This is a genomic window from Microcystis sp. M53602_WE12 (genome assembly GCF_030065455.1).
Classification (GTDB): domain Bacteria; phylum Cyanobacteriota; class Cyanobacteriia; order Cyanobacteriales; family Microcystaceae; genus Microcystis; species Microcystis aeruginosa.
Genome location: NZ_JASJFB010000040.1, coordinates 1 through 20,121, shown reverse-complemented (window position 1 = coordinate 20,121; position 20,121 = coordinate 1). Strand labels below are relative to the sequence as shown.

The 20,121-nt window shown below is 38.1% G+C and carries 14 protein-coding genes and 2 pseudogenes; 13 read left to right on the top strand and 3 right to left on the bottom strand.

The features are described 5' to 3' along the window. Positions 1 to 8 precede the first annotated feature (8 nt). The 7 genes and pseudogenes from PX482_RS01785 (at position 9) to PX482_RS01750 (ending at position 13,806) form a co-directional block, all read left to right on the top strand. A complete protein-coding gene (locus tag PX482_RS01785) occupies positions 9 to 380 on the top strand; it encodes a capsular polysaccharide biosynthesis protein (protein WP_288023397.1) in 372 nt (123 codons plus the stop codon). A gap of 99 nt (positions 381 to 479) precedes the next feature. Further along, positions 480 to 3,758: a non-ribosomal peptide synthetase gene (locus PX482_RS01780; RefSeq protein WP_288093507.1), complete on the top strand. Its 3,279-nt coding sequence runs from the start codon at positions 480 to 482 to the stop codon at positions 3,756 to 3,758. Positions 3,759 to 3,796: 38 nt separating this feature from the next. Next, on the top strand, positions 3,797 to 5,533 hold the full coding sequence (locus tag PX482_RS01775; protein ID WP_288023401.1) for a condensation domain-containing protein: 1,737 nt from the start codon (positions 3,797 to 3,799) through the stop codon (positions 5,531 to 5,533). Positions 5,534 to 5,593: 60 nt separating this feature from the next. Beyond that, on the top strand, positions 5,594 to 6,370 hold the full coding sequence (locus tag PX482_RS01770) for an SDR family NAD(P)-dependent oxidoreductase (protein WP_288023403.1): 777 nt from the start codon (positions 5,594 to 5,596) through the stop codon (positions 6,368 to 6,370). An 80-nt stretch (positions 6,371 to 6,450) separates the two neighbouring features. Beyond that, entirely contained in the window at positions 6,451 to 10,923 is a 4,473-nt protein-coding gene (locus tag PX482_RS01765) for a non-ribosomal peptide synthetase family protein (protein ID WP_288121999.1), read from the top strand. 97 nt (positions 10,924 to 11,020) lie between these two features. Next, positions 11,021 to 11,629, top strand: a pseudogene (locus PX482_RS27995) (acyltransferase). A gap of 182 nt (positions 11,630 to 11,811) precedes the next feature. Further along, on the top strand, positions 11,812 to 13,806 hold the full coding sequence (locus tag PX482_RS01750; RefSeq protein ID WP_288093504.1) for an ABC transporter ATP-binding protein/permease: 1,995 nt from the start codon (positions 11,812 to 11,814) through the stop codon (positions 13,804 to 13,806). A 114-nt stretch (positions 13,807 to 13,920) separates the two neighbouring features. Here the strand turns inward: PX482_RS01750 and PX482_RS01745 are convergent, their stop codons facing one another. Beyond that, entirely contained in the window at positions 13,921 to 14,373 is a 453-nt protein-coding gene (locus PX482_RS01745; RefSeq protein ID WP_002762096.1) for a hypothetical protein, read from the bottom strand. A 53-nt stretch (positions 14,374 to 14,426) separates the two neighbouring features. Here PX482_RS01745 and pyrE point away from each other — a divergent pair, with 53 nt between their 5' ends. The 6 genes from pyrE (at position 14,427) to PX482_RS01715 (ending at position 18,727) form a co-directional block, all read left to right on the top strand. Beyond that, positions 14,427 to 15,116 carry an orotate phosphoribosyltransferase gene (gene pyrE / locus PX482_RS01740; RefSeq protein WP_002762097.1) on the top strand — a complete coding sequence of 230 codons (690 nt, stop codon included), beginning with the start codon at positions 14,427 to 14,429 and terminating at the stop codon, positions 15,114 to 15,116. Between the two features lie 598 nt (positions 15,117 to 15,714). Further along, entirely contained in the window at positions 15,715 to 16,833 is a 1,119-nt protein-coding gene (gene nuoH, locus PX482_RS01735) for an NADH-quinone oxidoreductase subunit NuoH (protein WP_002762098.1), read from the top strand. A gap of 42 nt (positions 16,834 to 16,875) precedes the next feature. After that, positions 16,876 to 17,448, top strand: coding sequence for an NAD(P)H-quinone oxidoreductase subunit I (gene ndhI / locus PX482_RS01730; RefSeq protein ID WP_002733194.1), 573 nt, complete (start codon positions 16,876 to 16,878; stop codon positions 17,446 to 17,448). Positions 17,449 to 17,588: 140 nt separating this feature from the next. After that, complete coding sequence (locus PX482_RS01725; protein WP_002762100.1) at positions 17,589 to 18,185, top strand: NADH-quinone oxidoreductase subunit J; 597 nt, start codon at positions 17,589 to 17,591, stop codon at positions 18,183 to 18,185. 25 nt (positions 18,186 to 18,210) lie between these two features. Further along, the gene (gene nuoK / locus PX482_RS01720; RefSeq protein ID WP_197533180.1) at positions 18,211 to 18,516 is read left to right on the top strand and encodes an NADH-quinone oxidoreductase subunit NuoK; all 306 of its coding nucleotides are present in this window, start codon (positions 18,211 to 18,213) and stop codon (positions 18,514 to 18,516) included. A gap of 76 nt (positions 18,517 to 18,592) precedes the next feature. Beyond that, complete coding sequence (locus PX482_RS01715) at positions 18,593 to 18,727, top strand: hypothetical protein (RefSeq protein ID WP_288059325.1); 135 nt, start codon at positions 18,593 to 18,595, stop codon at positions 18,725 to 18,727. A gap of 9 nt (positions 18,728 to 18,736) precedes the next feature. On the opposite strand, the gene lptC is transcribed toward PX482_RS01715, so the two are convergent. Both lptC and PX482_RS01705 read right to left on the bottom strand, forming a co-directional pair. After that, the gene (lptC, locus tag PX482_RS01710; protein ID WP_002762103.1) at positions 18,737 to 19,885 is read right to left on the bottom strand and encodes an LPS export ABC transporter periplasmic protein LptC; all 1,149 of its coding nucleotides are present in this window, start codon (positions 19,883 to 19,885) and stop codon (positions 18,737 to 18,739) included. A gap of 76 nt (positions 19,886 to 19,961) precedes the next feature. Then, positions 19,962 to 20,121, bottom strand: a pseudogene (locus tag PX482_RS01705) (serine protease); the annotation flags it as partial.

The following is a 20,121-nucleotide window of genomic DNA, read 5'->3' as shown; positions in this document are numbered from 1 at the left end:
CAAGGGTCATGAATAGCCAATGTAAATCTCAAATGTTAGACAAATTTGTTCCCTATTATCCGACTAAAGATACTCGTAACTTTCCCATTTTTTCCAGTATTATTAATAAATTTAATATTTGCAGGCTGCAACGCAAATTTAAACAGGAGCTTCAACAACCTTCGGTGATCCTAGTTGATCAAATGGGTAAAGTTGGTTCTGCTAATCCTTATCTTGCTATTAAAAAAACTTTTCCAGAAAAAGCGGTGTATCATGTTCATAATTTAAATCCAGAAATTGTTGCCAAAATTTGGGATAAAATTAATCCTACTAGCGAGGGGGTGGAAAGAACCACAGAGACACAGAGGACACAAAGATCGATCAATCATATTGTAAGTTAAACTTATCACACAGAACCTAGAAGAGCCTTAAAGGTAATTCGTTCTAAGTTTGATTGAAGAAACTCACGCACATTTTTATTTAATCTATTGGGAAAAACAATGGTCACAACTCAACAATCTAGGGTTAGTAAAAAAGATATTGAATCCATTTATCCCCTTTCTCCCATGCAGCAGGGGATGCTATTTCATTCTTTATATAATCCAGAATCAAAGACGTATTTATCACAAATTCAAATCACCTTGCAAGGCAATTTAGATATTAGTGCGTTCCAACAAGCTTGGCAAAAAGTAGTAGATAGACATAGTATTTTACGGACTTGTTTTGCTTGGAAAAAAACCAAACAGCCTTTACAAGTGGTTAGAAAAAATGTCACTTTGCCTTGGTTTAATCAGGATTGGCGATCACATTCTCCCGCCGAACAAGAAACTAAATTTCAGGAATTATTAACCTCTGATAAAGAGCAATATTTTGAATTAGATAAAGTCCCCTTACTTCGATGTCATTTAATTCAAGTCGAAGATCAAAAATATGAATTTATCCATACTGGACATCATATTTTATTAGATGGTTGGGCAACAGCAATTCTGTTGAAAGAAGTTTTCGAGTTTTACGCTGGACTCATCAACTATCGACCCGTCAATTTACCCACACCCCGCCCTTATCAAGACTATATTAATTGGCTACAACAGCAAGATCAAACTGAAGCCGAACGATTTTGGCGAAAAAATCTTCAAGGTTTTACCTCTCCAACTCCATTAGTCGTTGATAAACCGTTAAATCCTCTTGTTACTCAAAGTAAAAATTATCTTGATCAAAAATTAAAACTTTCTCCAGAAATTACCAGTCGTCTGAAATTACTCGCCCAAGAATATCGCCTTACTCTTTCTACCCTAATTCAAGGAGCTTGGGCTTTATTATTACATCATTATAGTAGTGAATCTGATATTGTATTTGGGGCAACCGTTTCGGGACGACCGCCCAATTTTACAGGAATTGAATCGATGGTAGGGATGTTTTTAAATACCTTACCCGTTCGCATCAAAATTGAGCCTCAACTTGAATTATTAACTTGGTTTCAACAATTACAACAAGAGCATTTAGAACGAGAGCAATATAGTTATAGTTCTTTAATTGATATTCAAAAATGGAGTGAAATTCCGTCCCCTCATTCAGTTTTTGAAAGTTTTGTTGTCTTTGAAAATTTACCCTTTAGCGAAAATGATAGTGATAATTTAGGCGGTTTACAAGTCGGTGAAATGCAAGATTATGGCAATGCTGATTATCCCTTAACGGTTATTGTCACCCCTGGAGAAGCCTTAAGTATTAAAATTATTTATCCTCAAGAACGATTTGAAAATGACACCATTGAAAGGATATTAGGTCATTTTAAAACCTTATTAGAAGGAATCGCTATTAATCCCCATCGTCGGATTCAAGACTTACCTGTATTAACGGAAGCTGAACGTCAATTATTATTAATTGAATGGAATCAAACTGCACCCGAAAAACTCCTAAAACAGTGCGTTCATGAATTATTTGAACAACAAACCCTCAAAACCCCTTCAGCCATTGCCGTTGTTTTTCAAGAGCAAGAATTAACCTATCAAGAACTCAATGAGTCTGCCAATCAACTGGCTCATTATTTACGAAAAATTGGGGTGAGTTCTCAATCTTTGGTCGGGATTTGTTTAGAACGGTCTGTTAATATGGTAATTGCCGTTTTAGCAGTGTTAAAAGTAGGCGGTGTTTGTGTTCCTCTAGACCCAACCTATCCTCAAGAAAGACTTTCTTACATCCTGCAAGACACCCAAATCAAAACCTTATTAACCCAAAAAGATTGTCAATCTCTTTTAAACAGTGAAACCATTTCTCAACGGATTTTATTGGATGAACAAGGGTCAGAAATTGCCTTAGAACCCAAGACTAATCTTGACAACCCCGTGAGTTTAAAGGATTTGGCCTATATTATTTATAGTTCAGGATCTACGGGTGTGCCAAAAGGGATTATGATCCTGCATCAATCCTTAACGAATATTATTGAGCATCATCAGGCGAAAATGTCACCGGAGAGAAATTTCTTACAATTTGCTCCCTTCAATTTCGATGTTAGCTATCACGAAATGTTTGCAGCCTGGTGTTTAGGGGGAAGCTTATTTATTGTTCCAGAAGATGCCCGCTTAGACCTTGCTAAAATAAGTCAATTATTGGCAAATAACCCCATTCATAAAGCGATTTTGCCCGTTACTTTGTTACAACAATTAATTGAAACCTATAGTGAGGAAACCTACTTATTTGCTAACTTGCGTGAAATTATTTCAGCTGGAGAGCAATTACAAATTACCCCAGCGATGATTTCTGCATTCAAGAAACTCGAACATTGTACGCTTTACAATTTTTATGGACCCACAGAAGCGGATATCGTTACCAGTTATACCTTTGACCCTAATCCTGAGCTTTGGCCGAAGTATATTCCCATTGGTAAACCCGCGATTAATGTGCAAGTTTATATTTTAAATTCTCATCTTCAACCTGTACCCATCGGAGTCACTGGCGAGTTATATGTTGCGGGTGGCGGTTTAGCGCGGGGTTATTTCAACAATCCCCAATTAACCAAAGAAAAATTTATTGCTAATCCCTTTAGCGATAATTCATTGCTGTATAAAACTGGAGATTTAGCTCGTTATTTACCCAATGGAGACATTGAATATTTAGGAAGAATTGATGATGTGGTCAAAGTTAGAGGTTATAGAATTGAATTAGGGGAAGTAGAAACTATTTTAAATCAACATCCTCAAATTGCCCAAGCCATTGCTACAGTTCAGGGAGAAACCGCCAGAGAAAAATATTTAGCCGCTTATTTTATTCCCCGTCCAGGTGAAACCGTAAACCAAGTTGAATTACGTCATTTCCTTGAAAACTGGCTACCCGATTATATGATTCCCTCTGCTTTTGTGGTGATGGAATCTTTTCAACTCAGTCCTAACGGTAAAGTTGATCGAAAAGTCTTACCAATACCCGATAAAAACCCCTTATCGTTAACTCAAAATTATGTCGCTCCTCGAACTGCAATTGAAGAAGTTTTAGCGGTAATTTGGGCAGAAATTTTAGAAGTCGAACGAGTTGGGATTGAAGACGATTTCTTTCTGTTAGGTGGGCATTCTTTAAAAGCAATTCAACTGATTAGTAAAATCCGTCAAACCTTAGAAATTGAAGTTTCTGTGCGTCAACTTTTTAATCACTCAACCATCAGCCAATTAACTCCAGTCATGATTGAATTAGTGGGGAATGAAGGGTTACTAAATGAAATTGCCGTAACGGTTCAAGAAATTTCTAGACTTTCACCAGAAGAAGTTCAAGCTTTATTATCTCAAAACTAAAAAAAATAAGTCAACCACTTCTGAATTATTAATTACAAATGAAAAACAACTCTCAAGATCAACAAAAATTACTCAAGCTCCTGCTTCAAAAAAAAGGTATTAGTTTTAAAAAAGTAAATACTATACCTAAACGCCAATCATCCAACTCTGAATTAATTCCTATCTCTTTAACTCAGTTAGAACTTTGGTTTTTTGCTCAATTTTATCCAGAAAATTGTATTTATAACTTGCCTTGTATTTATCGCATTGAAGGCTTGCTTAATGTTCCTGCACTAGAGGAAAGCTTAAGAGAAATTGTCAAACGTCATGAAAGTTTGCGGACAACTTTTACTTGTATAGATGGAAAAGTGTTCCAAAAAATTACAGATGATCCAGTTTTTGATTTTTCAATTCTTGACCTACAAAGACTTAGTGAACTGGAGCAAAAAAAAGAAACCAAAAGATTGTTATCAGCAGAAATTAACCGATCTTTTGATTTAGAAAAAGATTCATTATTTCGCAGTAAAATTATAAAATTTGCTGAAAATAACTATCTGTTAATTATGACAATCCATCATATTATTGCTGATGGTTGGTCTTTGAATATTTTGACTAAAGAGCTAGGCATTCTTTATGAAGCTTTTTGTCTGAATAAACCTTCACCTTTGCCTGAATTACCGATTCAATATGGTAACTTTTCTCTGTGGCAATGGCAATCAATAAAAGATAATTCATGGCAATCTCATCTGAATTTTTGGAAGAAACATATAGGGATTAACCCACCCATTTTAAAACTTCCTACTGATTACCCACGCACAACGGCTCAACCTGTTGAAGCAGCTATTCATCATTTCCTTATTTTCCAAAACTTAACAGACGAATTAAAGTCATTAAGTCATCAAGAAAAAGCGACTTTATATATGACTTTATTAGCCGCCTTAAAAATATTACTCTTTTACTATACACAACAGACAGAAATTATTATTGGTGGAGTTGCGGCTAATCGTAACCAACCCGAAACACAAGATTTAATCGGACTTATGGTTCAGTTTCTCCCCTTATATACTCATGTAGAAGGTCAAGCCAATTTTCGAGACTTGCTGCATCAAGTAAAAGAGATGAGTTTAGAGTTTGATGCTTATCAAGAAATTCCTTTTATCACGTTAGTGGAAAAATTAAAACCCATTAGGGATACTCAATATGCTTTGTTTCATCAAGTCATTTTCCTTTTCCAGAATGCTCCTAAACAAGATTTAAAATTCATCAATCTGACAGTCACAGACGAGTTATTAAAAATGGATATAGAACCCCATAGTGCCGAAAATGATTTAACTATATCCCTTGAAGAAACTGAGCAAGGTATGAGAGGTGCTTTCGTGTACAAAGCTGATTTATTTACGGCTGAAACTATTACTCAAATGGGACAATATTTTCAGCAGTTATTGAAGAATATTGTCACTGATCCTAATAAAACCATTTCTGATCTATGTCCTTTCTCTGAATCCGTCTCTTTCTCAGACAATACTTCCCCCTTGTCTTTATCAATCAATGAAATTAAATCTAATGACTTACCCCATAATCTAACTAGAGAAACCATGGTCAATATCTGGCAAGAAGTTTTAGAATTAGAAGAAATTAGTGTTAATGATAACTTTTTTGACCTTGGGGGGGATTCTCAAAAAGTTATTCAGGTAATTGATAAAATCGGTAAAATTCTTAAAATTAATTGTACTTTGCGTGATTTTTTTGAAAATCTCACTGTAGCACGTCTAATCACAACCTTTAAAAATAAATGAGTTTAAGCGTATTTCCCTAGCTTTAAAAATGGTATAATTACAAAAAAAATACAGAAAAAAATGACAAATCATCTCTTTGATTTAACAGGTAAAGTTGCAATTATCACGGGTGCTGCCCGAGGAATTGGTCGGGTATTAGCGCAAGGATTAGCACAAGCTGGAGCTAAGGTAGTAATTGGTGATATTAATCAAGTTGGTGCTGAACAAACGGTTCAACTGATTCAAGAAGCAGGAGGCGAGGCCATCGCAATTGAGACCGATGTTCGTCAACGTCAAGCTTGTCAGAATTTAATTAACCAGGCGGTTGCTAATTATGGTCAACTCGATATTATGGTCTGTAATGCAGGAGTTGAAATTCTCAAAAACACTGATGAATTAGAGGAATTTGAATGGGATCAGGTTATTAATGTTGACTTAAAAGGTTATTTTAATTGCGCTCAACTAGCAACCAAACAAATGATCAAACAAGGAACAAAGGGATCAATTATTATGAATTCTTCTATCTGTGCTTTCGTTGCTGTTCCCAAATCTTCAGGAGCATATAGCGCCGCAAAAGGTGGTGTCAATCAATTAGTAAAATCCCTAGCGGTCGAATTAGCTAGTCACAAAATTCGAGTCAATGCTTTTGCACCGGGGTATATGAATAATATGATGGAAGGAACAGAAGGTTTACGTTCAACTTCCGATGAAATGGACGAATTATATACTAGAATTCCCATGAAACGAACCGGAGATTTAGAAGAGTTAATTGGCCCTGTCGTGTTTTTAGCGTCCGCAGCTTCCTCTTATGTAACTGGAGCAATTTTAATGGTAGATGGAGGTTATACTGCTATTTAGCATCAATAATTAAACAATTTTTAGGTTGATTTATATCGATCAAACCAACCTAAAATCACTGAATTAATCCTATTTAACCCATGTCAAAAATGAACCATAACTCTCAAGACAAACAGAAATTACTCAAGCTGTTACTACAAAAAAAAGGAATCGGTGTAAAAACAAATACGATACCTTCTAGGAATCCATCTCAACTTGTACCGCTTTCTTTTTCTCAAGAACGACTTTGGTTTTTGTACCAATTAGAAGCTAACGGCTATACCTATAATATGGCGTTTCGCTTTCAAATTGAAGGGAATTTGGATATTGATATCTTTAGAAAAGCTTTAGAAACTATTATGCAACGTCATGAATTGTTGCGAACTTGTTTTCAAGAAGTTGACGAAATTCCCCGACAAATTATTAAACCGAAAATTCAGTTAAATTTGCCTTTAGTGGATTTACAGTCCTTATCTTCTAGGGAACAAACTCAAGAATTAGAGCGATTAACTGAACAAGAAATTTATACTCCCTTTGACTTAACCCAAGCTCCTTTAATGCGGACTTTTTTGGTTAAATTAAAAGCTGACTCTTATCTTTTATTTTTGAGTTTACACCATTCTATTTTTGATGGCTGGTCAATGAAAGTTTTACTACAAGAACTTTCTCATTTATATGAAGCTTTTTTACAAAAACAATCTAATCCTTTACCCGATTTACCTATTCAATATGGTGATTTTGCCGTTTGGCAAAGACAACAGTTACAAGGAGATAAACTCACCCAGGAAGTTAATTATTGGCAACAACAATTAACCGGAATTCCACCCTTATTAGAAATTCCCACTGATCATCCTCGTCCTCCCATACAAACGTTTAAAGGCAATAATTGTACATTTAAAATAAGTCCAGAATTAAGCCAAAACCTGAAAAATATTAGCCAAACGTCAACCGCTACTTTGAATATGACGCTGTTAACGGCGTTTAATGTTTTATTATATCGCTATAGCCGTCAAGAAGATATTGTGATTGGGATTCCCAGTGGCAATCGACATTTTCCTGAAATTGAACCCTTAATTGGTTGCTTTGTTAATACCTTACCCATTCGGACTCAGTTTAAAGAAAATCTCTCATTTCAAGCTTTATTAAATCAAGTTAAACAAGCATTTTTAGAAGCTTATGAACATCAAGATTTACCCTTAGAAAAGGTGGTGGAAGTGGTAAATCCTGAACGAAATATAAGTTATAGTCCTTTATTTCAAGTGATGTTTTCTTGGGAAGATATGCTGCACATTAATCATTTTTCGATGGCGGATTTAAAATTAACTCCCGTTACGATGAATGCTTTAATTGCTCAATTTGATTTAACCTTAGCCATGCAAGAAACGGCGGAGGGTTTAGTCGGCTCTTTTGATTATAATTGCGCGTTGTTTAATCAAGACACGATTGAACGCATGATTACCCACTTTCAAACCTTGTTAGAAGGAATTGCCATTAATCCTGAACAATCGATTGAATTATTACCTATTTTACCTTTATCAGAACAAAAGTTATTAGCTCAATGGAATCAGACTAATATTGCTGAAAATCCAAAGGTTTGTATTCATGAATTATTTGAACATCAAGTTTTAAAAAATCCAAATGGGATCGCAATAGAATGGTGCAGGGAAAAAATCACCTATCAAGACTTAAATCATCGTGCCAATCAATTAGCTCATTATCTCCAATCTAAGGGGGTTAAAGTTGAATCGTTAGTGGGAATTTGTTTAGAACAATCTGTATCTATTATTATCAGTTTTTTGGCAATTCTTAAAGTGGGTGGTACTTATCTTGTTCTAGCTCCCAATTATCCCCAAGAGCGTTTAAACTATATCTTAAATGATGCTCAAGTCTCGGTATTAATCACTCAAAATACCTTCGTTAATTTATTCCGTGATCATCAAGCAGAAGTGGTTTGTCTGGATACTGAAGAAAGCTCAATTGCTAGTCAAAGCAAAAACAATTTAGTTAACCCTATTCAGCCAAATAATTTAGCTTATATTATTTATACCTCTGGTTCAACAGGCACTCCTAAAGGGGTTATGATTGAACATCAAAGTTTAGTTAATCATAGTTTAGGAATCATTAAAGTCTATGATTTAACAAGTCGTGATCGAATTTTACAATTTGCTTCTTTTACCTTTGATGTAGCTGCTGAAGAAATTTATCCAACTTTTTTAACGGGTGCAACTTTAGTTATGCGTCCTGCATTAATGTTCCCTTCTTTAGCTGATTTTACTCAATTTATTCAGCAAAAGTGTTTAACAGTCATTAATCTTCCGGCTACTTATTGGCATGAATGGGTATTAGATTTATCTCAAACTTTAATAACCTTACCTGAAACCCTACGCTTAGTGATTACAGGAAGTGAAGAAGTATTACCAGAGCGATTAATATTATGGCAAAAAATACTATCAAATAGTCAACGAGAAGATATCACTTGGTTGAATGCTTATGGTCCGACAGAAGCGACGATAACCAGCACAGTTTTTAATCCCAATTTCATTCATAAAATTGCTCAAATTCATTCTGTTGCCATTGGTAAACCGATTACAAATACACAGGTTTATATTTGTGATCGCTATTTGCAACAAGTCCCCATTGGAATACCAGGAGAACTGTTAATTGGAGGTTTAGGTTTGGCCAAAGGTTATCTCAATCGCGATGATTTAACCCGTGAAAAATTTATTACTCATGCTTTTAATTCATCAGAATATCAACGTTTCTATAAAACTGGAGATTTAGCTCGTTATTTACCCGATGGAAATATAGAGTTTTTAGGACGCATTGATAATCAAGTTAAAATTCGAGGGTTTCGTATTGAAATTGGCGAAATTGAAGCCGTATTAACTGAATACCCAGATGTCCGAGCGACGGCGGTAATTGTTCGAGAAGATCAAACAAATAATAAACAATTAGTGGCTTATATTGTGACAAAATATCCATCCATTGATCCTGCAAAATTGCGGAGTTTTCTTAAACAGAAATTACCAGATTATATGATTCCAGCTTTCTTTGTACAGCTTCAAGAATTGCCCTTAATGAGCAGTGGGAAAATTGATCGTAACGCTTTACCCGCACCCACCGAAAGTCAGTATCAAAAAACGATGATTACACCCCGAACAGCTACGGAAAAAATTGTTGCTGAGATTTGGCAAGATGTTTTAGGGTTAAAGCAAATTAGTATTTTCGATAATTTCTTTGACTTAGGTGGTCATTCTTTAAAAGCTGCCCAAGTGATTTCTCGACTGCGAGAACAATTAGCTATTAATATTCCTTTAAACAATCTTTTTTCAGAACCGACGGTAGCAGGATTATCCTCTAATTTAGACTTGAATTTATCTGATACAATTGAGAGTGATCAAATCCCAGATTGGCAAGTCGAAATTGCCCTAGATCCCACCATTCAACCGCCGAATATTCTGACTTTCTTTCCTCAGAAACCTGCTGATATTTTGCTAACAGGAGCTACGGGTTTTCTCGGAATTCATTTATTAGCTGAATTGTTGGACAAAACAGAAGCTAATATTCATTGTTTAATTCGAGACAAAAGTTTAGAACAAGCTCAAGCGAAAATTTACCAGAAATTAAAAACCTTTCAATTATGGGATGAACAGAAAAGCTCTCGTATTATTCCTGTTATTGGTGATTTATCCCAAAAACGTTTAGGAATGTGTGAACCTGATTTTCTGGAATTAGCCAATCAAATTGATGTGATTTATCATAATGGAGCTTGGGTTAATGCAATTTATCCCTATTCAATACTGAAACCCACTAATGTTTTAGGAACAGCAGAAATCTTGAGATTAGCCTGCTTAATTAAAACCAAACCTGTCCATTTTGTCTCGACGATTTCTGTTTTTTCCCCCAGTTATGCTCAAGGAAACTTAATTCAAGAATCTGATCCCCTGGGTATAAATCATGGACTCAATGCCGGTTATACTCAAAGTAAATGGGTCGCTGAAAAATTAATCATGGAAGCTGGAAAACGGGGACTTCCGATGACAATTTTCAGAGCATCTCGAATTATTGGACATAGTAAAACTGGAATTTGTAATAGAGAAGATTTGTTTTGTCGTATGATTAAAGGCTGTATTCAATTAGGAATGATTCCTGATTTTGGCGATAGTACAGAAGACCTCACTCCTGTGGATTATGTGAGTGGTGCAATTATACATTTAGCCAGTCAAGAAAGCTCTTTAGGGAAAGCATTTCATTTGTTGAATTCTCACCCAACCTTAAATCGTGACTTATTTGATTGTGTTCGGGAAATGGGTTATCCGTTGCAGTTGGTTTCTTTTGAAAAATGGCGATCACATTTAACAGAACAATGTAAAATTAATACAGATAATGCTTTATCTCCGGTGTTAGATAATTTTTCAGATGAAAATTTATCCGCAGGTTATCCCCCCCAGTTTGATGCTCAAAATACGGTAATGGGGTTAAAGGGTACAGCCTTTAATTTTCCAAAAATTGATGACAGATTGTTAAAAACTTATTTTGAATATTTTACTAAAATTGGGTTTTTAACACAATAAATGATCGATTTCATCACACTCCATAAGCTGAATTGCACAGCTTATCTCATACCCAGATTCAAAATATCCAGAGCATCAATTCTAAGAGGGAAATGTTATGTTTAACTTAAAACATAAATTATATTTATTAATTTCAAAATTCTTAGAAGAACAAGAACGAATCGAAAAACGTAAACAACTTTCCGAAAATGCCACGGTTCACAGTTCCGTAAAATTTATCGGAAAGTGTGAAAATTATAGGGTAGATAAAAGTTTAATTACTATCGGAGAAAATACCATAATATTAGGTGAATTGTTTTTATTTACCCATGATGGAAAAATAGAAATCGGTAAAAATTGTTATATTGGTGAGAAAACTGGAATTAGATCAGCAAATTCTATCAAAATTGGCAATGAAGTTATAATTGCCGATGATGTCAATATTTATGATACCGATGCTCATTCATTAAATTATGTTTTAAGACAGAAATAATTTGTGGAAGTCGTCATTTTAAATAATCTGATTAAGGATGCTAAATATCTTGATATAAAATCTGCACCAGTGGTGATAGAAGATCATGTTTGGATTGGATTTAATGTTGCGATTCTTAAAAGGGTTACGATTGGGAAAGGAGCAATTATTGGAGCAGGTTCGGTGGTGACACAAGATGTAGAACCTTTTACTGTTGTTGCTGGTAATCCTGCCAAAATTATCAAACGATTATGAATCTGCTCCAATGCCTAAACAATAGGTTAATATTGATTACTGATATGTAAAAAATCTAGAAAATAGTAGTAATAGAATTTCTGATAACAATGCAGATTTTTATGGTATGCTGAATTAATGTCTAACTCAAGAGATAGACATTCAAAGTTATAATGTCACCATTTTAGCCCAAGGAGAATCCTATGAATGTTGCAGAAAAAACCTCAGATAGTATAAATCTCAAAGAAGATACCCGAACTTTCAATCAATCTCTTCAAGAATTTTTAAGATTTATTCAAGTTTATTGGTATCCGAAAGAACACCAGGATAGAGCTTTTTCGCAGATTATTCGTTCCTGGGGAATGCTCGTTTTATTGTTTTTATTATTAGTGGGATTAGTAGGTCTTAATGCGTTTAATAGTTTTGTTTTTAGAGACTTAATTACCTTCACAGAAGCTAGGGATGTAGAAAAATTAACTCATCTTGTCATTATTTATGGGATTACCCTAGGCAGCATGACGTTTTTCGGAGGATTGTCCAAGTTTCTTAAACAACTAATTGCGCTGGATTGGTATCAATGGATCAATAGTAGTATCTTGCAAAAATATTTTAAAAATCGTGCTTATTATCAAATCAATTTTAAAGGAGATATTGAAAATCCAGATCAACGTTTATCCCAAGAAATTCAACCCATCACCAGAACAACGATGGACTTTTTAACAACCTGTGTTGAAAAAGTTATGGAGATGCTGGTTTTTATTGTCATCCTTTGGTCAATTTCTAAAACCATTTCTATAGTGCTGCTGGTTTATACGATTATTGGAAATATTCTTGCTACCTATATTACTCAACAATTAAATAAAGTCAGTAAACAACAATTAGAAACCGAAGGAACCTATAAATACGCCATTACTCATGTTCGGACTCACGCCGAATCAATTGCATTTTTTAGAGGGGAAGAAAAAGAGTTAAATATTATTCAAAGGAAGTTCAATCAGGTGATTAAAATTATAATTGAAAAAATTAATTGGGAAAGAAACCAAGAATTTTTTAACCGCGGCTATGAATCCATGGTTCAAATCTTCCCCTTCTTAATTGTTTCCCCATTATATATTAGTGGTGAAATTGAGTTTGGACAAGTTAATCAAGCCAGCTATTGTTGCTATTTCTTTTCCACAGCCTTATCCGTGTTAGTGGATGAATTTGGACGCTCCGGTGAGTTTATTAATTATATTGAACGTTTAGAAGAGTTTTACCAAGCTTTAGAGGGTGTAAGCGAACAAACCAACCCAGTTAATACCATTAAAGTCATTGAAGATAACAATCTAGCTTTTGATGATGTCACCTTACAAACTCCCGATGCCGCTAAAGTGATTGTCGAACATTTATCCCTGTCCGTTGAACCAGGGGAAGGTTTATTAATTGTTGGGCCAAGTGGTCGAGGAAAAAGTTCTCTTTTACGCGCTATTTCTGGGTTATGGAATACAGGGACAGGTCATTTGGTGCGACCTCCCCTCGACGATTTATTATTTTTACCCCAACGTCCTTATATCATTTTAGGAAACTTGCGTGAACAGCTAATTTATCCTCAAACGACAACGGAGATGAGTGAAACCCAATTAAAAGAAATCTTACAAGAAGTTAACCTGCAAGATGTTCTTAATCGCATCAAAAATTTTGATGAGGAAGTGGATTGGGAAAATATTTTATCTTTAGGAGAACAACAACGTCTAGCCTTTGCGCGACTATTCGTTAATCAGCCAGATTTTGTGATTTTAGATGAAGCCACCAGTGCTTTAGATTTAAAAAATGAAGATCATTTATATAAACAGTTACAACAAACTGGAAAGACCTTTATTAGTGTCGGACATCGAGAAAGTTTGTTTAACTACCATCAAAAGGTTTTGGAACTTTCCGAGGATTCTACTTGGCGTTTAATGAGAATGGAAGACTATCATCCATCAGCAGCGATTGCAACTCATTCTAACAATGCCAAAACCGTTGATGAAACGATAGAAATTGTCTCTGAAATTAACAATCAAGACAATTTTACCCATCAAGAAATGCAAAAACTGACCAACTATAGCTTAAGTACCATCAAAAATAAAGCCAGTCGAGGTCAAATAATTGTTGCCAATGATGGCATGAGCTATCGTTATGACAAAACCCTTGATATTGCCAAATGGGTGAGAGTTTAGCTTCTCAAGGAGCTTCGATCGAACTTAAAAAGGCATCTTGCCGCAGTTCGGGAACCTTCAAAGAAGATTCTCGACCCATTACATTGTTCGCCAATTCCGAGTTGAATTGGCGAATTAAAAGCCGCCAGGACTTAAATAACTGGGATTTTCCTGTAGGGAAGTATCGAAGGGATTGGGTAAATCTTGGGTGCGAATTAAAGGCCCAGACTGTTGCTGTTGCATGACATCATAGTATAAAGTTTCGGTTAATTTGGCATCCCGGGTAATCATATTATCGAAATAGGAACCTTGGGGAAAAGTACGCCAACCAAAAAGAGAGTTGAACTGTCCTAAAATGTTGGTGTAGTCGTAGAAACGACCCGTATTGTTATTAACAGCGCGGTTAAACAAACCGGGAATATTATTAAATCCCACCGCCGTATCGGGAGAGGGGACAAGTTGCAATTGTTGGGTTTTTACCGGTGCAGGATTGGTGGCGGGTGAACTTTCGGCGATCGCGCTAGGCGGACTCAACCAGACTAAACCGGTGAAACAAAACAGGGAAGGAAGTAAAAATTGAGCGCGCATGGCTAAAAATCTCCTCACAGGGATAGGGTTAATTAAAAAATCGCGTCAATGGGATGAGAAAGAAATCAATACTAGCGATCGAGTCAATATATAATGACTTTTGGCTTAATTGTAACCGAAATTTTGGAGTCAGTCAGGCTCCCAATCCTGAAAATATGGCTAATTCCTCGGTAGCGAATCTCGATACTGCTTCCCTGCGTCAATTTCTCCTCGATGCTCTTGTCCGTCTTGCCTATGGAGAGGGGGATTTCACCCTGTCTTCAGGACAAAAAAGCAGCTACTATATCAACGGCAAACAAGTTACCCTCACTGCTGAGGGAGCTTTAGCCGTGGGGCGTTTATTGCTGTCGCTACTGCCTCCAGATACCCAAGCGGTGGCAGGATTAACCCTAGGGGCGGATCCGATTGTCAGCGCCGTTATTGTGGTATCTGCCTACGAAAATCGTCCGATTCCAGCTTTAATTGTCCGCAAAGAGGCAAAAGGTCACGGAACCATGGCTTATATCGAGGGGCCGATTTTAAACCCGGGTGCCGCGGTGGTTGTCCTCGAAGACGTGGTGACAACGGGCAAAAGTGCCATGGTAGCGGTAGAAAGATTACGCGATGCCGGTTATCAAGTAGATTTAATCATTGCTTTGGTGGATAGAGAGCAAGGAGGGGCGGAATTTTACCAATCTCAGGGAATAAAGTTTCAAGCTTTGTTTTCGATTCGGGATCTACAGGCGGCTTATCATAATAAATAGGGTTTGCGGCAAAAAGTTTTTCCTGGTGGCAGGGTGTGGGGTGTGGGGTGTGGGGTGTGGGGTTTTACCAGTTTTGAGGTGGCCAATTACCTAATTTTCAGGGAAAAAGTCCCGGAATTTTCCCCCTGATCACTCCCATGCCTGGTACTTTTTGATTGACAAAAAGTCTAAAAGTCTTACCCAACAAGGTTTTTAGATTTTTTCAGCCTACCCTAAATAGCGGGGAGTGGCCAGAAACGCTCGATAACTGGGTTTTAACAGTCGGTAAAACTTATCGCACAAGGGACTGGAGAGCTGCTTTAACTGCCTAAACGGTAAGTTATCTAGATTTTTTTCCTGTGAATAATTGGTCACTAGCTGAGGTTGTCGGCGCTAAGAAACAGCTGGGAACATTGATAGATTCAGAGTCTAACTATTGACTAATACCTATTCTCGGCGGGGGAATCAAGATTGCTTGACTCTCTTGGCTGCTAATGAGTTGAAGCCTTTGTCACTTTACTGATAACCCTCAGACCGACTAACTGTATACTAGGCTATAAGATTTGCTTAAAAATCTTCAGACCATGCCGAACTATCGACAGTACAGCGATCGCCAAATATGAATCAAGGCATAGATTTACAAGAAAGTTTCATTAAATCCCTAACAGACCTGGGATTAAGTGGAGGACTGGCTAAAGCGATTTGGATGCCTTTACCCATGTTCCTGATGATTATAGCCGCCACGGTGGGGGTTTTAGTCTGCGTCTGGTTAGAAAGAAAAATTTCCGCCGCCGTCCAACAGCGTATCGGGCCGGAATACGCAGGCCCCTTGGGCGTTTTACAACCGGTCGCCGACGGTCTGAAATTAGTCTTTAAAGAAGATGTCGTCCCCGCTAAGGCTGACCCTTGGTTATTCCTCTTCGGGCCGATTTTGGTGGTGATGCCGGTGTTTGTCTCCTATCTCATCGTCCCCTTCGGTCAAAATCTGGTGATTACTGACCTAAACGTAGGTATCTTTTTATGGATTTCCTTGTCCAGTATTGCCCCCATTGGCTTATTAATGGCGGGTTATGCCTCGAATAATAAGTATTCCTTGCTGGGAGGCCTGCGGGCGGCGGCGCAATCGATTAGTTATGAAATTCCCTTGGCTTTATCGGTATTAGCGATCGCGATGATGTCTAATAGTCTCAGTACCATTGATATTGTCGAACAACAATCCGGTTATGGCATTTTAGGCTGGAATATCTGGCGCCAACCGGTGGGTTTTCTGATTTTCTGGATTGCCGCTTTAGCTGAGTGTGAACGTCTGCCTTTCGATTTACCGGAAGCGGAGGAGGAATTAGTCGCCGGTTATCAAACCGAATACGCGGGGATGAAATTCGCTCTCTTTTATGTGGGTTCCTACGTTAACCTCGTGCTGTCGGCCCTAGTTTTCGCCGTCCTCTATCTTGGCGGTTGGGAATTTCCTATCCCCGTCAATGCTTTGGCCGGCTGGTTGGGAGTGAGTGAAACCAATCCTTGGCTACAAATTATCACCGCTTCCCTAGGGATTACGATGACAGTATTAAAAGCCTATTTTCTCATCTTCATCGCTATTCTCTTGCGTTGGACCGTACCCCGGGTTCGCATTGACCAATTACTCGATTTAGGCTGGAAATTCCTCCTACCAGTATCTTTAGTTAACCTACTACTTACCGCCGCCCTAAAACTAGCTTTTCCCTTTGCTTTTGGCGGTTAATTCCCGTTTTTGCCCTGTTAACCTACTACCCCTCTGACCATCATGTTTAACATCCTCAAACAAGTCAGCGATTACGCCAAAGGTAGCATTCAAGCGGCGAAATACATCGGCGAAGGTTTATCCGTTACCTTTGATCATATGCGTCGTCGTCCGATTACCGTCCAATATCCCTACGAAAAGTTAATTCCCTCGGAACGTTATCGGGGTAGAATTCACTTTGAGTTCGATAAATGTATCGCTTGTGAAGTTTGTGTGCGAGTTTGTCCGATTAATTTACCGGTAGTGGATTGGACTTTTAACAAGGAAATTAAAAAGAAAGAACTCAAACACTACAGTATCGATTTTGGGGTCTGTATTTTCTGCGGCAATTGTGTGGAATACTGTCCGACTAATTGCCTATCGATGACCGAAGAATACGAACTAGCGACCTATGATCGTCATGAATTAAACTATGATAACGTCGCCCTAGGCCGTTTACCCTACAAAGTCACCCAAGACCCGATGGTGACACCTCTGAGGGAATTAGGTTATCTGCCTAAAGGTGTCATCGAACCCCACGATTTACCCGCCGGTAGTCAACGCGCCGGTAAACGTCCAGAAGAAATTACCGATTAATTAGCAGTTAGGGGGCTCCGAGACAGCTTTTTCTCCCCAATCCCCCCCGCAACGCGCACGCAGTGACCACCCCATCACCCAATCCCTCACTGATAACTAATAATTAATAACTCTCAAGCATAAAAGGAGATGAAACTACTGTGAATTTAGCCGAGGGCGTTCAAATAGTATCTTTTGGCATTTTAGCAGCCCTGGTAATCGGGACAGCTTTAGGCGTGGTACTATTATCTAATATCGTTTATTCCGCCTTTTTATTGGGTGGTGTTTTTATCAGCATTTCCGGTTTATATCTCTTACTAAATGCTGATTTTGTAGCGGCGGCACAAATTCTAATTTATGTGGGCGCAATTAACGTTTTAATTCTCTTTGCCATTATGCTTGTTAACAAGCAAGAGGACTTTTCTGATATTCCTAAACGTTGGATTCGTCGGGCATCTACTGCTTTAGTTTGTGTGGGTTTATTTGTCCTGTTATCGACCATGGTTTTAATCACGCCTTGGTCAATTTCTAGCACTTCTCCCGCAGTAGTGACTAATACTTTAGTAGAAATCGGTAAGCATTTCTTTAGTGATTTCTTGCTACCCTTTGAATTAGCTTCCGTGCTATTATTAATGGCCATGGTCGGAGCAATTATTTTAGCTCGTCGTGACCTTATCCCCACCCTGAAAGCTGAAGAACCTACGGCCACAGCCTTAACATTACCCGAACGACCTAGAGAATTAACCGCCCCTAAATAAGACCAAAGAAAGAGGTATCATGCAGATTCAGTTAGAGTATTATTTGTTATTAGCGGCGGCTTTATTTTGTATCGGAATTTATGGTTTAGTCACCAGTCGCAATGCCGTCCGGGTTTTAATGTCGATCGAATTGATGCTCAATTCCGTTAACATTAACTTAATGGGTTTTTCCAACTATCTTGACCCCGCTAATATCCGAGGCCAAATTTTTACTATTTTCGTGATTACCGTAGCGGCAGCCGAGGCAGCCGTGGGTTTAGCGATTATCCTGACTATCTATCGTAACCGCGACACGATCGATATGGAACAGTTTAACCTGCTCAAATGGTAAGGTTTTAAATAGGGTTTGCTGAATAAATCTAAAAACCTTGTTGGATAAGGTTTTTAAACTTTTTTTCCCTCAAAAAGTGCCGACCATTGGGGTGAACCCCACACCCCACACCCCACACCCCACACCCTGTCCCCACGAAAAACTTTTTCAGCAAACCCTAAATATTTCCCCCCCCTCTCTCCCTTTTTTGGGGAGAGTTTTTTTTGGCTAATTTTCCCTGTTAACGGGGATAAATCTCGGTGACAACTCGATCGGGGGAGCTACTACTAACAACAATGTTATTATCTTCTAAAGTTCCGATCGCTTTATCGCCAGTGAGATTAAATTTTGGTTCCTGTTGTTCATAGATAATATTCCCCTCGGCCTCGACAATTTTTTCCGACATTTTCCAAGTTAAGATCTGACTATACAATTGCGCCCCAGTTTTCTGATTAATTCCCTTAACCCCATCCTTGAGATAAGCGATACGATTGCCTAATTCCACCACCACACGATTACCAGTAATAGTGATTTGATCTTGATATTGAAAAATTTCCGTGGGGCGATCGGAAGTTAGGGTACGATTTTGATAGTTCCAAATTGCCTGAGAACCAGAAATCTGTAAAGGTGGTTCTAAAGAGCGATATTCGAGGTTTTCTTGCAGGATAACCTGATTATTTTTTCTTTCCCAACGACCGCCGATAGCAGTAAGGCGATCGATAATAGTTTTACTAATATAGCGATCAAAAGCGACTTTTTGATCGGTACTAATGACTTGTTGAGGAATTTCCCAGTACAGGCGCTCGGTTTGCAGGACAACACGGGATTCCTTGGCGGTAGCCACCACTTGACCTTGTAATTCTAGTTTTTCTTGGCGCGTGTCGTAGCGTCCTTGGCGCGCCTTAGCTTCTAGTTGTAGATGACTACCTTTGATCCCTTTGGGGGAGATTAAAACACCCTCCTTGGGTAGCCAACGCAATTCCGGCGCGTTAATAATGGCCTTATTGCGGGGATCCACAGCCACAATATTATCTTTGAGGAGAATTTCCTGGCCTTCCTTATAGACTTCACCGCGGTCAGCACTAACCTGTAAAACTACTTTCCCATCTTGATAAATATTACCCTTGATATTTTCCAGACGGGCGATTTTTTGGTCTTGGGTGTAGGTAGCTTTTTTGACTTGAATTTTCCAGAGGGGTTGTCCGGAGGGGTTAGCCTGTTCTAAGGTGGCATTATTGAGAATTAAGCGGCCAGTTTCCTCAATTTTAGGCGATTCTGTCGGCGAAATTGTCGGCGGATCAGGCGGTTGACAGGCCGTTAATCCCAGCAAACCGATTAGAAGGGCAGCCCCGCGCCCAATTGATAGTTTTAATTGTAACCGCTGCCTCAATTTCGATCGCTCCGCTGCTATTTTCTCTCCTCCCAGTTTAGGGTAAGGGGTCGCCCCTTGACCGGTTGAAAGTAGTTCACTCGCTAGTTTTGCTAGGAAAAACCCCCGGTTGAACGGTGAGAGTTTGTTGTTTACCCCTGCGGTTAATCTCGATTTCCAGATTACCACCGATCGCACTGGTTTCTACACCTTGCTGCACATCGGCGGCGGTTTTAACGGGGTTTCCTGCCACAGTT